Origin of the sequence: uncultured Phyllobacterium sp. (genome assembly GCF_902479695.1) — a bacterium.
Classification (GTDB): domain Bacteria; phylum Pseudomonadota; class Alphaproteobacteria; order Rhizobiales; family Rhizobiaceae; genus Phyllobacterium; species Phyllobacterium calauticae.
The window spans coordinates 33,049-47,048 of record NZ_CABSQF010000002.1 but is presented as its reverse complement, the minus strand read 5'-3'; the positions used below and the strand labels follow the sequence as shown (position 1 = coordinate 47,048).

Genomic DNA, 14,000 nt, shown 5'->3' with positions numbered 1-14,000 from the left:
ATGGGCATGTTCGAAGCCATTCTCCTGACGGTTGCCACAGCCGCAACGCCCTTGCTGATCGCTGCCATGGGCGAACTTGTCGTGGAACGCTCCGGCGTACTCAATCTCGGCGTCGAGGGCATGATGATCATGGGTGCTGTTGCCGGCTTCGGCGTCGCGCAGCTCACCGGATCGGCATGGCTCGGCATGTTCGCAGCCATTCTGGCCGGGGCTGCCTTTTCGCTGCTGTTCGGTTTCCTGACGTTGACGCTGGTGACCAATCAGGTGGCAACGGGCCTGGCTTTGACGCTGCTCGGGCTTGGCGCTTCCGCCATGATCGGCGAGAGTTTTGTCGGGCTGCCCGGCGTGCGGATGCAGTCCCTGAATATTCCGGTGCTGACGGATTTGCCGGTCGTCGGGAAATTCCTGTTCGGACAGGATCCAATTTTCTATATGTCGATCCTTCTGACCATCGGCGTCACATGGTTCCTGTTCCGCACCCGTGCCGGACTGACATTGCGCGCCGTCGGTGACAATCATACCTCGGCGCATGCGCTTGGCGTGCGGGTCATTCGGGTGCGTTATCTCGCCGTGATGTTCGGGGGCGCTTGCGCCGGGCTCGCCGGTGCGCAACTATCGCTCGTCTATGTGCCGCAATGGGTGGAAAACATGACGTCGGGCCGGGGTTGGATCGCGCTTGCACTGGTGGTGTTCGCCTCGTGGCGGCCATGGCGGATTCTGGCGGGCGCCTACCTCTTCGGCGCGGTCACCATCGGCCAGCTGCACGCCCAGGCGCTTGGCATCGGCATACCCTCGCAGTTCATGTCGTCGCTGCCTTATCTGGCAACGATTATCGTGCTTGTTCTGATTTCGCGGAACAAGCGGCTGACCCTGATGAATACGCCGACATCCCTCGGCAAACCCTTCGTGCCCGACCGCTGAGCAGCCGGGCGAGAATAAAAGACAAGGTTTTTGGTTTAACAGAGAGGTGAACACGAATGAAAAAACTGCTTATGGCGCTGTCCATGGCTGCCAGCTTTGCCGTTGCGGGCGCGGCCCATGCCGAAGACAAACTGAAGGTCGGCTTCATCTATATCGGACCGCCCGGCGATTTCGGCTGGACCTACCAGCACGATCAGGGCCGCAAGGAGATGGAAAAGGCGCTCGGCGACAAGGTCGAGACAACCTTCCTCGAAAGCGTGCCTGAAGGGGCGGATGCGGAGCGTTCGATCGAGCGTCTGGCGCGTGCCGGCAACAAGCTGATCTTCACGACCTCGTTCGGCTACATGGATGCGACGATCAAGGTTGCGCAGAAGTTCCCGAATGTGAAGTTCGAACACGCGACCGGCTACAAGACGGCCGACAATGTTGCCGTGTACAATTCGCGCTTCTATGAAGGCCGCTACGTACAGGGCGTGATTGCCGCCAAGCTGTCCAAGGTTGGCGTTGCCGGTTATATCGGTTCATTCCCGATCCCCGAAGTGGTGCAGGGCATCAACTCCTTCATGCTGGGTGCGCAGTCGGTCAATCCCAACTTCAAGGTCAAGGTGATCTGGGCCAACGCCTGGTTCGATCCGGGCAAGGAAGCCGATGCCGCCAAGGCTCTGGTCGATCAGGGCGTCGATATCATCACCCAGCATACGGATTCCACCGCGCCGATGCAGGTTGCGGCGGAACGCAAGATCAAGGCATTCGGCCAGGCTTCCGACATGATCAAGTTCGGCCCGGAAACCCAGTTGACCGCCATCGTCGACAATTGGGGCCCTTACTACATCGAACGGGCCAAGGCCGTGATCGATGGCACATGGAAGACGCACAATGTTTTCCACGGCATGCATGAAAACCTCGTGGTCATGGCGCCCTACACCAACATGCCTGACGATGTGAAGAAGCTGGCCGAGGAAACCCAGGCGAAGATCACATCCGGTGCGCTGAAGCCCTTCACCGGTCCGGTCAAGAAGCAGGACGGCTCCGAATGGCTGAAGGCTGGTGAAACCGCCGACGACAAGACCATTCTCGGCATGAACTTCTACGTTGCCGGCGTGGACGACAAGCTGCCGAAATAAGGTTTGGCCGCGATACAAAAGGAAAGGGCGCCCATGGGCGCCCTTTTTTGTGAAAGCGATGGGCCGCTTATTCAGCGGCGTCGGCTGGCGCCGCATTGAGCTGACCATAGTTCTCGACGCCGATGCGCTTGAGAAGGTCGAGCTGGGTCTCGAGGAAATCGATGTGGCCTTCCTCGTCCTTCAGAAGCTCGTCAAAGAGTTCCTTGGTGACGTAGTCGCCCACTTCCGCGCAGATCTCACGCGACTTCTTGTACGACTTCACAGCGTCATATTCGCCGGCCAGATCGGCTTCCAGAACTTCCTTGATGTTCTGGCCGATGCGCAGGGCGCCGATGGATTGCAGGTTTGGATGGCCTTCGAGGAAGATGATGCGCTCGATGATCTTGTCAGCGTGCTGCATTTCCTCGATGGATTCGGCGCGCTCCTTCTTGGCGAGCAGCTTGTAACCCCAATCGTCCAGCAGGCGATAATGCAACCAATACTGGTTGACCGCTCCCAATTCGAGGAAAAGTGCCTCGTTAAGCCGCTCGATGACCTTTTTGTCGCCTTTCATGCCGTGAACTCCCGTATTCGTGACGCAATGCCCGCACACGATCGATAAACGAGACAGCATCAGAATCGTTTGAACCGTGGCGGAGGTGATATTCTTCCGTCACCTTTATGATGGTTTCAACGACGTTTGGGAAGCAGCCACAGCAGCGGCCACGCTTCTGCATGGCATGGTAGACTTTTGCCGGGACAATCAGTTGCCACGGGTCAGCATCGAGAAGTTCAGTGATAGTATTCTCGATTTCTTTCTGCGTAATGATATTGCAATGACATACAAGCATGTTGTCTAAGCGCCATATTCATAAGAATAAATACCCGTAAATCCTGACAGTTTTACAATGTCAGAACTTCTCCTTGTGACAGGACAGGTGGCGCTTTGCAGAAATTGGCCCGGAAACATTGTTCCGCAACCTGGAAATACTTTCGAACCAGACAAGGGTTCCTCCAATCGCAAGGGTTCAAGGCCCTAACATTAAAGGTCATGCGTTATTCGCAATACTGATCCTATAAGACTGGTTTGTCCGAATTCTGTCAAATGCCGGCCGCTGAATATGCCGTGATATCAATAGCTTGGAATAATTCTAAACTGGGAAAATAACATAACCAATTCAATCATATTTCGTCGATTTTGCCGTCCTGACCGGCAAAATGCATCGCCGGCTACGCATGTGTCAAAACGTCTCATTTGTCGCAAAAAGACTAAATCAGGCGCCCTCGACCACGGAGAACCCTTCGAATTGCGGGTGTCCGATGTAACTCGGCTTGGTATCGCCCGCATTGCGATGCGCTGCGCGGAAATGTTCGGACTGAGTCCATGCGGTGAAATCCGCCTGGGTCCGCCACACGGTGTGCGATGCATAGAGGGTGTAATTCTCTTCCTCGTTCCGGGCACCGCGCAGCAGGTGGAATTCGACAAAGCCGGGCACCGAGGACAACCGGGAGTCGCGTGACTTCCACACGGTTTCAAACGCGTCTTCGGAGCCCGACTGAACCTTGAAACGATTCATGGCGATGTACATGGCGCAACTCCATTCATGTGGATTGTGGTTGGGGACCGATCCTGGGAGCCGGTCACTCCAAGAGAATTCTGTCAGCTCGCCGTGGCGAGGCGGGGTGCCAGATTGTCGATGCCGAGGAGGGCGCGCACGTCTCTCGTCTTGACGATATCATCGATGGAATACTGGGCGAGCACCTCGAAGAAGGCATTCAATGCCTTGCGCAAGGCGGCATTCAGGCCGCAGCTGTCAATCAAAGGGCATTCCGCGGCATCGTTCTCAAAGCACTCTGCCATGGCAAAGTTTTCTTCGGTCACGCGCACCACGTCGAAAAGGGTGATGTCCTTGGCAGGCTTGCCGAGTTTCACGCCGCCATTGCGACCGCGTACGGTTTCAATGAAACCGTTTTCAACGAGCGGCTGCAGGATTTTGAACAGGAAAAGCTCCGAGACTGTGTAGGCGTGCGCAATTTCGGCGATCCGGCTCAGATTGCCATCATTGGCGGCACAATACATCAGAATACGAATGGCATAGTTGGTCTGTCTGGTCAGTCGCATGGGAATATCTCTCTCAACCCGAATTCAGGTCATGCTGGGGTTAGGAGCTACTTTAGAATTATTCTTGATAAAGTAAATAATAATATGAACCTAAGTTTCATATTTTCCGAGGGAAAACAGGAAGTCGGGTCAGGCGTGATCAGCGAACCAGAACGACGATCGATGCCGTAATGAAAGCAGCAGCCACAAGCAGCAGGAAACCATAGACACGCGGCTTGTCAAACAGAACGGCAAATCCGGCAGCCCAGACAACAATGGCAGCGGCCAATGCGTAGAGAAATCCGGCTTTATGGACCCATGCGATATGGACGGCCATCAGGCCGCCAATGATAAGGGCACCGAATACGACCATCAAAGCCAGTGCGTATTTCTCGAAATTGTCCATTCAGGCAGCTCGCTCTCAACACCCCGTCCTGGAATCGAAGGGGCTCAGTCTCAATGTAAAACCTCATCCAACCCGATCAAGGCTGTATTCCTGTCTTTCATAGATGTTCCGTCCCACGGGTGCAACAGATGACGCGCTAAAGTCTCGCCATAAGGACGCGGCTGATGCAAAAAGACAATAAAAAAGGCCGGGAATTCCCGACCTTTCCGAATTCGGCTCGACACCAGTGCCAGTACATCCGTGGTCAAAGACGGAGCCGAATTTCTGCAGCTGATGTAGGTGGCCGCATTGCCCATTTCAAGGGCAGGGGCATTTACCGGCGATAAGCGCTCAAACCGGCGAGCAGACCGATCCCGGCAATTGCTGAGATAACTGCAACCGTGATCAGGGGATTTTCCTTGGCCTTGTCTGCCACGACCTGTGCTTCATCACCGACGAACCGCGCGGCCTTGCGGCCTTGCCGCCTGACCGAATGGTAGGTCGCGTTCGCCTGGTCGAGCAGATCATAACCCTGGTCGGACAGGGATTGGGTTATCCCTGAAAGCTCCTTGCGCAATGCGGCGATCTGGCTTTCCAGATCCTCCTCGGCTGCGTCACGGGCTTTGGATATATTCGTTGCCATTCCGGAATTCCTTTCATCGATACAGGGGAATAACGGTGGCGCCGGCATTTGGTTCCAGAAAGCCCGCTCGGCAGACAGACAGGCGAGGCCTGTCAGTTCCAGCAGCCGTGCGATTGTCCATTGAGATTATGGGAATCGATGTCTATTCCGGCCGAGAAATCATTGCGCGCGAGGTAGACAGCTGTTTCCGGCTTGATGCGGATCTTGTTCCAGCCGGCACAACTGGTTGGACCGGACGCTTTCGAGGTCTCATCCATCCAGCGCATGGCACCGCAATTGCTGATGGTCAAAAGACAGGGCAAAAGCATGGCCAGTGCCAGTTTGTTTTTCACAGGAAACCTTCTTATTGCCGCAGCAGGGACAGAGAATGAAAAAGTGCTGGAATTGTTCATCGCATATTTCGATGCCCGACGACATTCGACGTTAGGCATAGCTCCTCAATCATCATTGCTGGCATTCAGTTCCATGGTGGTCATGCCGTCGGCCGGCTTGGGGCTCAGCGACTTGGCCAGGATCAGCCGGCTGGATTTGAGCAATGGTGCATTGGCGGCACGCACTTTCGCAATGCGCGGATTGTTTTCGTGGGCGGTAACCGCCGCTTCATTGGCATAGAGTTCGTTGACCATGACCTTGTTGGCAATGGGGGTGCCGTCCCGCGCAATGGGTTTGATGACCTCGAACCGCAGGCAGCCCGGTTCCTCATCCAGTGTTTTGCGCGCATGCTCGCGAATGAGCGTGATGAATTCCTCTTCGCGACCCTCATGGGTCTCGAATTCTACGATAATTGTCAGTTCGGTCATGAAACTCGCCTCCCGCGTTCATTTTGCCGTTCTAGCAGCGGCCTCCTGACAAATCCAGACAGAAGCATAGCCAAGGCATTGTAAAGTCTGGATTTGGACGGGATGGATGGGCGGAATGGCGGAAGGCCGCCTGCTATCGCCGCACGGTGGCGAAGACCAGGAGAATGGCACCGATCACGATTGTGACGAGACCAATATACAGCCAGCGCGTCTGGCCGACCATAAAACTGCCGCCGAGGATGCTCAGGCCCTGCAACGCCCAGACGGTGCCCATGATGATCAGAAGCAACGCGACAATCGTCAGAACGATTTTCATAGCGGTCATCCTTACAAGCAAAACCCCTGCCTAAACGGAAGGGGTTTCACGGGTTGAGGCTTGATTTGGCTCTAACAAACTGGACTCTGGATAAAAATATCACGCATCGTTTCAGTGCGGCGCAGGCTCAAGGTACCGCTACACTCAACTTGGTGAAAGTTTAACATAGCCAGCTTTCATTTCAAAGAAAGAATGGCCGGAGCTCAGTTCACTTTTGCTTTCAGGCTGGCGATCTCTTCCTCCATTTGCCGGATGCGCTCCTCCAAGGCATTGATTGCCTTGAAGACGGCAATCCCCATGCTCTTGAAATCACCGCGATGGATTGCAGTCTCGATGGCTTGCTTGGCGCTATCAATGGACATTGCTTCCTCCGTTTCGATTGTGTGAACCGCAATGCTAAAGAAAAAAGCCCAATCCTCAAGGGGTATGAGGATTGGGCTGTGTTGGCTTGTGGGGGAAAGCCAAGACTGGTTGGGGTTACCAGTACCCACACAATGCTTCAGCGAAGGATTGGTTCCACACGGAGTGAAAATATTCTGGTTCCTGCCGGCGCTTTCAATCGTCAACAAGTTCAAGGCTCGGATAATCCGTATAGCCCTTGGCGTCGGTGGTATAGAATGTCGATTTGTCGGCCGCATTGAGCGTGGCATCGATACGCCAGCGCTGCGGAAGATCCGGATTGGCGATGTAGGCTTCACCAAAGGCAACCAGATCCGCGCCGCCATTGGCCAGCACGGCTTCCGCGTGTTCGCGCCTGTAGCCGCCTGCAACGATCAGCGGACCATGAAATGCTGCCCGGATGGCAGGCGCAACATCGGCTTGTCCATCGGGCACAACGGCCGGTGCCACAATGTGCAGATAAGCAAGGCCAAGAGGCTGGAGCAGGGCGGCGATCGCGGCAAAATGCGCAACGGGATCGCTGTCGCTCATGTCCTGAAAGGGATTGGTCGGCGAAAGTCGAACGCCGATGCGGCCCGCCGGCCAAAAGGCCTTCGCCGCCTCGATGACTTCACGCAGGAAGCGGAAGCGGTTTTCCACCGAACCGCCATAGCCGTCGGTGCGGACATTGCTGCCATCGCGCAGAAACTGATCGACGAGATAGCCATTGGCACCGTGAATTTCGATGCCGTCAAACCCGGCATTTTTTGCACGCGCCGCAGCATCGGCGAATTCACCGACAATCCCGGCGATGGCATCGGGAGAGAGAGCCTGCGGCTCGACATAGGGCTCAGGACCGTTTGCCGTATAGATTTTTCCGGCAGCCGCCAGGGCCGAAGGACCGACAGGCCAACGGCCATCCCGCAATTGCGCGGGAAGGGCGGCTCTGCCCATATGCGACAGCTGGACAAAAATCCGCCCGCCCGCTGCGTGCACGGCGTCTGTTACCAGGCGCCAGCCGGCTTGCTGTGCATCGTTGTAGAGGCCCGGGCGGGTTGGCACATCGACGCTGCTGTGCGGATCGATTTCCGTTGACTCCGTAATGACAAGCCCGGCGCTGGCGCGTTGCGCATAATAGAGAGCATTGAGGCTGCCGGGTATTTTCCCGTGCAGCGCGCGGTGGCGCGTCATCGGGGCCATGACGATCCTGCTTGGCAGCGTGAGATCACCGATTGTCAGCGAAGAGAACAGGGAAGCCATGGGATCGTCCGCTCATCTGGATCATGCGGGCAGGAGATTAAACAACGCGGCAAGATGGAATGCAAAGGCAATGGTGAAAATCACCGCGACAGTCCTGCGGTCTCTGTTTTTGAAGAGGCGCCGGAATGCCTGAGCTGGCGCAACGTGGGTGGTCGTGTAGTCAGTGGACGCCATCAGATTCGTTCTCTCCATGCTGGTGGTGCCAATCATCGGGCATTCAATAGACGATTAACACGATAGAGATTACTATTTTGATGGCCTCCTGGGTATGATTTTGTCTCAAAATGCCAATGACTGGAAATAAGTTCTCCTCTCCGTCTGTTTTCGTCATTCGCGGACAAAATGGCATTGCTGTCTGCGCGGTGGCTTGGCGCCGATTCCGGGGACTCACGACTGAGCCATTCCGGCGCGCGTAGCACCATCAATCCCCAGCGCTCCGGTCGTTATTGCAGACATTTTAGATTTGGTTTCTCGAAATAGCCAAAAAACGCAAAACAAAATTGCCGAATGGTCGCAGGTTGAGCAAAGCACAATCTGGTTTGTCGCTATACCTATGTGCTGCAATGCAGGGGTGAGTGGCCGTCCGACCGAACGACCGCCTGCCAGAGTGATCCCCAGGGTGATCCCCAAGATGATCCAATGAATGAGGAAAAAATGTCCGTCTTTCAGACCGGGGCGCGTGCCGCCCAGCATGAATTGACCGTGGAAGCTGACTTGTTCAAGGATTCCATGCGCCACCTTGCGGGCGCCGTGAGCGTTGTCACCGTCGGACGCGGCAACGACCGCACGGGGTTCACCGCCACGTCTGTTTCATCCCTGGCCATTGACCCGCCCTCGGTGATTGTCAGTCTCAACCGGGATTCGTCATCCTGGCCGGTCCTGCAGCGCCATGGCAGTTTCTGCGTGAATGTGCTGGCGCATGACCAGCGGCATGTGGCTGACAGCTTTGCGGGGCGTGGCGGGCGCAAGGGGATAGACCGCTATCTGGACGCGGAATGGCAGGAGCTGGCCACGGGAACCCTGGCGCTGAAGAATGCCCTGACGGTGCTTGACTGCGAACTCGACGATGCCATCGAACGGCATTCGCATGGCATTCTCATCGGTCGGGTGCGCGCTGTCACGTTACGCCGGAATGCTGAACCGCTGCTCTACTGGCACGGCGCATACCGGCACATCACACAGCCGGTCGAGTGATCAGTCAGGTGACAATGGCGGCAATAGAGCAGCCCACGAGGACAATCGTGGCCAGGAGAATCAAGCCATACAATTTGGGCTGATTGAAAACGACGGCAAAGCCCAGAAAAAACCCCGTGCAGGACGCGCCGAGTGCAAACAGAAATGCCGGCTGGTCATTGCTTGTGATCGAAAACGCCATCAATCCGGCAAGAACCAGCACGCCAAATGCAATGAAGATCCAGGTTGCAAAAGTTTCGTAGCGATCCATAGGTCCTGACCTTCGCGGTGCATGCGGTCTTGTCATGGCAGATTACATCGAAATATGGACACGCAGTCAAACATCATTGGCAGCTCTATCATCCGCCTAACGCAATTTATGGGGTATAGCGCCGGAGAGTGACGGTTCCGTGTCCTTTCGCTCCCCCGACGCTGTTCCAATGAGCCAAACCCCGATCAGAATCAGTGTGCTGCCGATAATCTGCAGCGGCGTGATGTCCTCATGGAAGATCAGCCAGCTGGTCGCCAGGATCATCACATAGCTGATACCGGTCAGGGGAAATGCCTTGCTCAGGTCGAGCTGTGCCAGCGCTTGCAGCCAGAAAACGAAGCAGATGACTTCGGCGGCAATGGCTGCGAGCATCCAGGGCGACGTGGCGGCGTGGATCAGCCAGGCCATATTAAAGCCAAGCCCGGTCATCTGTTCCGCCGCAAGCTTGATGAAAACCTGAAACAGGGTGTTGAAGAGGGGAATGGCAAACCAGACAAGATTGATCGGCTTCATGCGCTGTCCTTCAGCGTTTCATCCGCAGCGAAGAGCGGCGAAGCCAGCCGCAATGCCCATTGAACGACCGGATTGCGGTGCTTGAAATACATGGTGTTGCGCGTGAGCTGGCTGCCGAGACGAATCTTGTTCTCGTAGTAGGCCTGCCCGCTCTGATACCGGGTCATCCCATGTTCCAGGCAATGGCGCAGATTGGTGAACCAGCTCAGGTAGTACAGGTTGTAGGCGCGGCCTTCGGCGCTGTTCATGCAGAAGAACTTGTCGATCAGCGTGTTGCCGTCATGCACGAGCAGATTGGCGGCCAGCAGCTGGTCGCCGGCGTAGTAGAAGGTGCAGAACGATCGTCCCTGCATGCGGCGCAGGACGCCGTCGAAATAATCTGCGGTCAATTCTTCAAACTGCCATTCACTGCGGTTGCGGGTGTCATGGTAGAGCGCCATGACCTGCGGCAGCATCGTTCCGAAGTCGGATCGGTTTTCAATCCGGATCTTTTCGAATGACTTCATCTTCCGGCGCATATCTTTGCGGGTGCCGGAGGAAAGACGCGACATATAGGTTTCGATGGAGTCGAAATTGATGTCGAGCCAGGCCGTCGGCAACCCCGGAATGCCCGCGAAGGCACGATCAGAAAAAACCGACGCAAAGGCCACCGTGGTTGGCTCGGGTACGTCCTTGATACCGATCAGCGAACAGCCATTCGCCTTGGCGTATTGCTCAAATTCAGACAAAACCAGCGAAAACAGCTCGGCCTTGCGCTGGTCCGGTAGATCGGGATGAAAGCCCGTGACGCCGTTCTCGGTGCATGGAGAGCCAAGACAAGCGAGCTTCAGCGTCAGGAAGCGCGCATAGGTTTGCCGTATGCGGCGCAGAAACTGGCGCAGGCGGCCTTCTTCCAATGTCGTATCCAGCTGATAATCGGTCAGGAACGCCGGCATGGCCGCCAGCAGCCGCCCGTTCTCGACGACCGCGACATAGCGGAAGGCAAAACCGGCGATGCCGGCTTCCTCGATGGCGAGCAGGCAGTCATAATCCTCGACTTCCCCGGCAAAGCACATGTTCCATGCTTCGTGGCCGATATCGCGGATGGAATCGAACACGCGCGTCTGCGCCACCGCCGGGATTGCCGGCGATGCGGCCGTCTGAGGCAGGAACTGATCATGCATAGGCTGGTGCATTGTTTGCCTCGAAGAATTCCGCCGTATAGTCACCGACCTTTTGACGCTGCCGGTCCACGTGGATCATATGGTAGCTGTCTTCGATCCATTTCAGCTGATGCGGCCCGCCAATATGGCGGCTGATGTAGCGCGCATGTTTCGGGCTGCTCAGATCGTCTTCCGTCGCATGCAGGATCAGTGTGGGCGTTTGCATCTGCGGCAGGTTCTTCTTCAGTTCCTTGCCGAGACGATACATCTCGACGATGCCCTTGCCGGGGAATTTGTCGATGACGCCTTCCGCTTCCATACTTTCCATCATGCGGCGGATGCGTTCATCCTTGATACCGAGTGCCGATGTTTCGCTGAAATTCAGCCGGGCAACGGAGGGGATGTACGACAGGAGTTCGATGAACGGCGATAGCAGCCAGTAATAGTGCGGCACGTTCCAGCCGTCATAATGGAAGCAGGGCGAATAGATCGCCACAGCCTTGATGCTGTTCGGTTTGCGGTGTGCCGCCATCATCGACAATTTGCCGCCGATGCAGATGCCGGCCGCAAATGTTTCATTGTTGTAGGGCGCGAATTTTTCCGTCGCTTCCTCGACGCTGTGCAGCCAATCCTGCCAGCGCGTTTGCGTCAAGGTCGCCATGTCAACGCCATGCCCCGCCAGAAGCGGAGCATAGACGCTGTATCCCTTGCGATTCAGCTGTCGCGCCAGCATTTTCATTTCTGCCGGGGCACCCGTCAGTCCATGAACAAGCAATACACCTTTGCCATTCGAGCCTTCGAGGAAATAGCTCAATCCATCAGACATCTGCATCGATCATATCCGGGTTTCTGTTTTCCTTGGCCATGAAGCCCAGCGCATGGCAGGTGCTGATGACGTGGACGCCAGCCTTGTCCTGGTCTTCCTTGATCTTCTCGTGGAAGGTGCGCAGTTCGGTCCAATGGGTCTTCGGACGATAGTGGTGCTCGGCATGGTAGCCGTTGCCGAACCACAGCCAGTTGTAGAAGCGGTTATGGCTGCTGACGCCCCAGGCGATGGGTTCTTCCGGATCGCCGTTGAGGTGCTCGTAATAGCCGTTGAGCGAGGAGAGGCAATTCCCCAGATAGTAGAAGGGAACGAAGAACAGCATCGCCTTCCAGTCATAGAGGAAGCCGATCGCTGCCAGACCCAGGAAGGCATAGAGTTCGAAACGGCCCCATTTGGCGTCAAACGGGCGGTTCTTGGCGATGGCCTTGTGAATATCGCCGAGGCTGTCACGGAAGAAACTCAGGAACGTATAGCTCCATACATTTTCCGGCTCGCCATTTTTGCCATGGCGGTAGATCGACAGCCAGTCGATGGTTTCACCCTTTTCGTTCGGGCGATCGCTGTTGCCCGAGTGATGGCGCATGTGGATCCATTGATAATAGGTCTGCGAGAAGCCGATCGTGATCGATTCGAGCAGGCTGAAGGCATAGTTCATCGAGCGCGGCTTGAAGTAGGGCGTGTGGATGAAGTTGTGCGAAATGCTGTTGATGTTCCACGAGATCGATACTGCATAGAACCCGCCCAGAACGAGCGACAGCCACAGAGGGCGGCTTTCGAAGCCGACAACCAGATAGATATTGAAGAGAAGGTGAGCGATGGCTGCCAGAACAGGCGCGATATCCCACCTTGTATGAGCGAAGAGTTTCATAATCCTGTTGCTCCTACACAAGCCACACCGGCTGTGATGAACAGCACACCGGCTGCGTGGCGAAGGTTGATTTGTTCTTTGAATATCCATGCTCCGGCGAGCACGATGACGACATAGCTCAAGGCCATGAGCGGGAAGGCAATCGACAGCGGCACGTGTTCGAGCACGATCGTCCAGCCGATGAGTTCGAGAGCCCAGAAAAAGACGCCGAGCCAGGTCATGGGTTTGACCAGAGCTGCGGACAGCGTTTCGTTGTCGGCGGAATGTTTGAAGCAGACTTCCCGTGCGGTCTCCGTCAGCACACAGAACGCGATCAGGGCCAGCATGGCAGGGGTGAGGGTGCCGGTCATCCCATGGCCTCCGACAGGACTTCCAGCAATGCATGGTTCGCAGCACTGTTGATATTGGTTGTAAGCACCGGGTCGGGCGTCGTGTGCGGCTGGTCGATGAAGATTTCCGCACGCTTGGTGAAGCGCGTCCACAAGTTGCCTGCATAGGACGGCGTCGAATAGTCACCGGTCACATCAGCACCGATAATCCGGTGGCGCTTGCTGATCTCGGTGATGAGAGACAGCACATAGGGCAGACGCATGTGTCCCTGGTCCCAATTGGTGATGGCATCATCGTGCACCAGCACATCCTTGTCGATGGTGAGGTACACGGCCTCAGTCTTGATGCGCGACAACAGCTGACCGATGAAATTGTCTTCACCGATCTCCGAAATCGTCTTCCAGCTCAAGACACCGTTTTTCTGCTCGTAGCTGGCACCACTGCCATACTCCTTGCGGACCCGGCTTGGCGCATGGCTATAGGGATAAAGTTCCAGTTGTCCCTGCTGCAGCAGGGACAGGTTGGCCCCCTTGCGTTCGGGATTGGTCAGATCGTCGCTGCAGACGCCGATTGTCACAATCTTCTCAAGGCCGGGATGCTGCAGGGCGCGGTTGATCCACGAGCCGCAATGCATGCCATTGCCGAAATGCACCCAGTCCGGATGATTGTCGAAATGAATGAGCGTTGCCGGGCCCGGATTGTTTTCAAGGGCGGCCGCGACCAGAAGGGCACTGACATGATGGAAATCGCCCGATCCCATGAAACACAGATGCGGCTTCTTCTGATCGCCAACCATTTGCCGGGAAAGACAGCCGTCGAGGGCATCGATGGCTGTCTGGTGGCCCCACAGACGAACCATCAGGCCGTGGTCTTCCGCGTGGATCTGGCGCGCGCCGGTTCGCATACAGGCGCGCACGAAGTCGGGTTGCAACTCCAACGCATCATCAAGGTGAAGAAGGAGGAGTTGCAT

The 14,000-nt window shown here is 56.1% G+C and carries 22 protein-coding genes; 3 read left to right on the top strand and 19 right to left on the bottom strand.

Annotation, left to right across the window (positions count from 1 at the left end):
- A complete protein-coding gene (locus RDL77_RS01475) occupies positions 1–921 on the top strand; it encodes an ABC transporter permease (RefSeq protein ID WP_223613321.1) in 921 nt (306 codons plus the stop codon).
- 56 nt (positions 922–977) lie between these two features.
- Positions 978–2,045: a BMP family ABC transporter substrate-binding protein gene (locus tag RDL77_RS01470; RefSeq protein ID WP_288191553.1), complete on the top strand. Its 1,068-nt coding sequence runs from the start codon at positions 978–980 to the stop codon at positions 2,043–2,045.
- Positions 2,046–2,112: 67 nt separating this feature from the next.
- On the opposite strand, the gene bfr is transcribed toward RDL77_RS01470, so the two are convergent.
- The 12 genes from bfr to RDL77_RS01410 all read right to left on the bottom strand — a co-directional run bounded on the left by bfr (position 2,113) and on the right by RDL77_RS01410 (position 8,117).
- Positions 2,113–2,598, bottom strand: a complete 486-nt coding sequence (gene bfr / locus RDL77_RS01465; RefSeq protein WP_105732751.1) for a bacterioferritin — start codon at positions 2,596–2,598, stop codon at positions 2,113–2,115.
- Positions 2,564–2,875 (bottom strand): (2Fe-2S)-binding protein, encoded by a 312-nt coding sequence (locus RDL77_RS01460; protein WP_223613323.1) that lies wholly within the window; start codon positions 2,873–2,875, stop codon positions 2,564–2,566. Before RDL77_RS01460 ends, bfr begins: the two co-directional genes overlap by 35 nt.
- A 423-nt stretch (positions 2,876–3,298) precedes the next feature.
- On the bottom strand, positions 3,299–3,613 hold the full coding sequence (locus tag RDL77_RS01455; protein WP_288191552.1) for an antibiotic biosynthesis monooxygenase: 315 nt from the start codon (positions 3,611–3,613) through the stop codon (positions 3,299–3,301).
- Positions 3,614–3,684: 71 nt separating this feature from the next.
- Positions 3,685–4,146, bottom strand: coding sequence for an iron-responsive transcriptional regulator RirA (gene rirA, locus RDL77_RS01450; protein WP_223613325.1), 462 nt, complete (start codon positions 4,144–4,146; stop codon positions 3,685–3,687).
- A gap of 139 nt (positions 4,147–4,285) precedes the next feature.
- A complete protein-coding gene (locus RDL77_RS01445) occupies positions 4,286–4,531 on the bottom strand; it encodes a hypothetical protein (protein ID WP_105732755.1) in 246 nt (81 codons plus the stop codon).
- A 313-nt stretch (positions 4,532–4,844) separates the two neighbouring features.
- The gene (locus RDL77_RS01440) at positions 4,845–5,153 is read right to left on the bottom strand and encodes a hypothetical protein (protein WP_288191551.1); all 309 of its coding nucleotides are present in this window, start codon (positions 5,151–5,153) and stop codon (positions 4,845–4,847) included.
- A 92-nt stretch (positions 5,154–5,245) separates the two neighbouring features.
- Entirely contained in the window at positions 5,246–5,545 is a 300-nt protein-coding gene (locus RDL77_RS01435; protein WP_223613327.1) for a hypothetical protein, read from the bottom strand.
- A gap of 45 nt (positions 5,546–5,590) precedes the next feature.
- Positions 5,591–5,953 carry a putative quinol monooxygenase gene (locus tag RDL77_RS01430; protein WP_223613328.1) on the bottom strand — a complete coding sequence of 121 codons (363 nt, stop codon included), beginning with the start codon at positions 5,951–5,953 and terminating at the stop codon, positions 5,591–5,593.
- A gap of 133 nt (positions 5,954–6,086) precedes the next feature.
- Positions 6,087–6,269: a hypothetical protein gene (locus RDL77_RS01425; protein WP_223613329.1), complete on the bottom strand. Its 183-nt coding sequence runs from the start codon at positions 6,267–6,269 to the stop codon at positions 6,087–6,089.
- Positions 6,270–6,472: 203 nt separating this feature from the next.
- Entirely contained in the window at positions 6,473–6,844 is a 372-nt protein-coding gene (locus tag RDL77_RS01420) for a hypothetical protein (protein ID WP_288191550.1), read from the bottom strand.
- The gene (locus RDL77_RS01415) at positions 6,825–7,907 is read right to left on the bottom strand and encodes an alkene reductase (RefSeq protein WP_288191549.1); all 1,083 of its coding nucleotides are present in this window, start codon (positions 7,905–7,907) and stop codon (positions 6,825–6,827) included. The genes RDL77_RS01420 and RDL77_RS01415 overlap by 20 nt, the downstream gene beginning before the upstream one ends.
- A gap of 21 nt (positions 7,908–7,928) precedes the next feature.
- On the bottom strand, positions 7,929–8,117 hold the full coding sequence (locus tag RDL77_RS01410) for a hypothetical protein (protein ID WP_288191548.1): 189 nt from the start codon (positions 8,115–8,117) through the stop codon (positions 7,929–7,931).
- A 444-nt stretch (positions 8,118–8,561) separates the two neighbouring features.
- Between RDL77_RS01410 and RDL77_RS01405 the strand changes: the two genes are divergently transcribed.
- Positions 8,562–9,101: a flavin reductase family protein gene (locus RDL77_RS01405; protein WP_223613334.1), complete on the top strand. Its 540-nt coding sequence runs from the start codon at positions 8,562–8,564 to the stop codon at positions 9,099–9,101.
- Positions 9,102–9,105: 4 nt separating this feature from the next.
- On the opposite strand, the gene RDL77_RS01400 is transcribed toward RDL77_RS01405, so the two are convergent.
- From RDL77_RS01400 to RDL77_RS01370, 7 genes are all read right to left on the bottom strand, one after another.
- A complete protein-coding gene (locus RDL77_RS01400) occupies positions 9,106–9,351 on the bottom strand; it encodes a hypothetical protein (protein WP_223613335.1) in 246 nt (81 codons plus the stop codon).
- Between the two features lie 96 nt (positions 9,352–9,447).
- A complete protein-coding gene (locus RDL77_RS01395) occupies positions 9,448–9,864 on the bottom strand; it encodes an EamA family transporter (RefSeq protein WP_288191547.1) in 417 nt (138 codons plus the stop codon).
- A complete protein-coding gene (locus tag RDL77_RS01390) occupies positions 9,861–11,039 on the bottom strand; it encodes a GNAT family N-acetyltransferase (protein ID WP_288191546.1) in 1,179 nt (392 codons plus the stop codon). Before RDL77_RS01390 ends, RDL77_RS01395 begins: the two co-directional genes overlap by 4 nt.
- Positions 11,020–11,838, bottom strand: a complete 819-nt coding sequence (locus tag RDL77_RS01385; protein ID WP_223613338.1) for a carboxylesterase — start codon at positions 11,836–11,838, stop codon at positions 11,020–11,022. Before RDL77_RS01385 ends, RDL77_RS01390 begins: the two co-directional genes overlap by 20 nt.
- Positions 11,825–12,700, bottom strand: a complete 876-nt coding sequence (locus tag RDL77_RS01380) for a fatty acid desaturase (protein ID WP_288191545.1) — start codon at positions 12,698–12,700, stop codon at positions 11,825–11,827. Before RDL77_RS01380 ends, RDL77_RS01385 begins: the two co-directional genes overlap by 14 nt.
- Complete coding sequence (locus RDL77_RS01375; protein WP_223613340.1) at positions 12,697–13,050, bottom strand: EamA family transporter; 354 nt, start codon at positions 13,048–13,050, stop codon at positions 12,697–12,699. The genes RDL77_RS01380 and RDL77_RS01375 overlap by 4 nt, the downstream gene beginning before the upstream one ends.
- Positions 13,047–14,000 carry an arginase family protein gene (locus RDL77_RS01370; protein WP_223613341.1) on the bottom strand — a complete coding sequence of 318 codons (954 nt, stop codon included), beginning with the start codon at positions 13,998–14,000 and terminating at the stop codon, positions 13,047–13,049. Before RDL77_RS01370 ends, RDL77_RS01375 begins: the two co-directional genes overlap by 4 nt.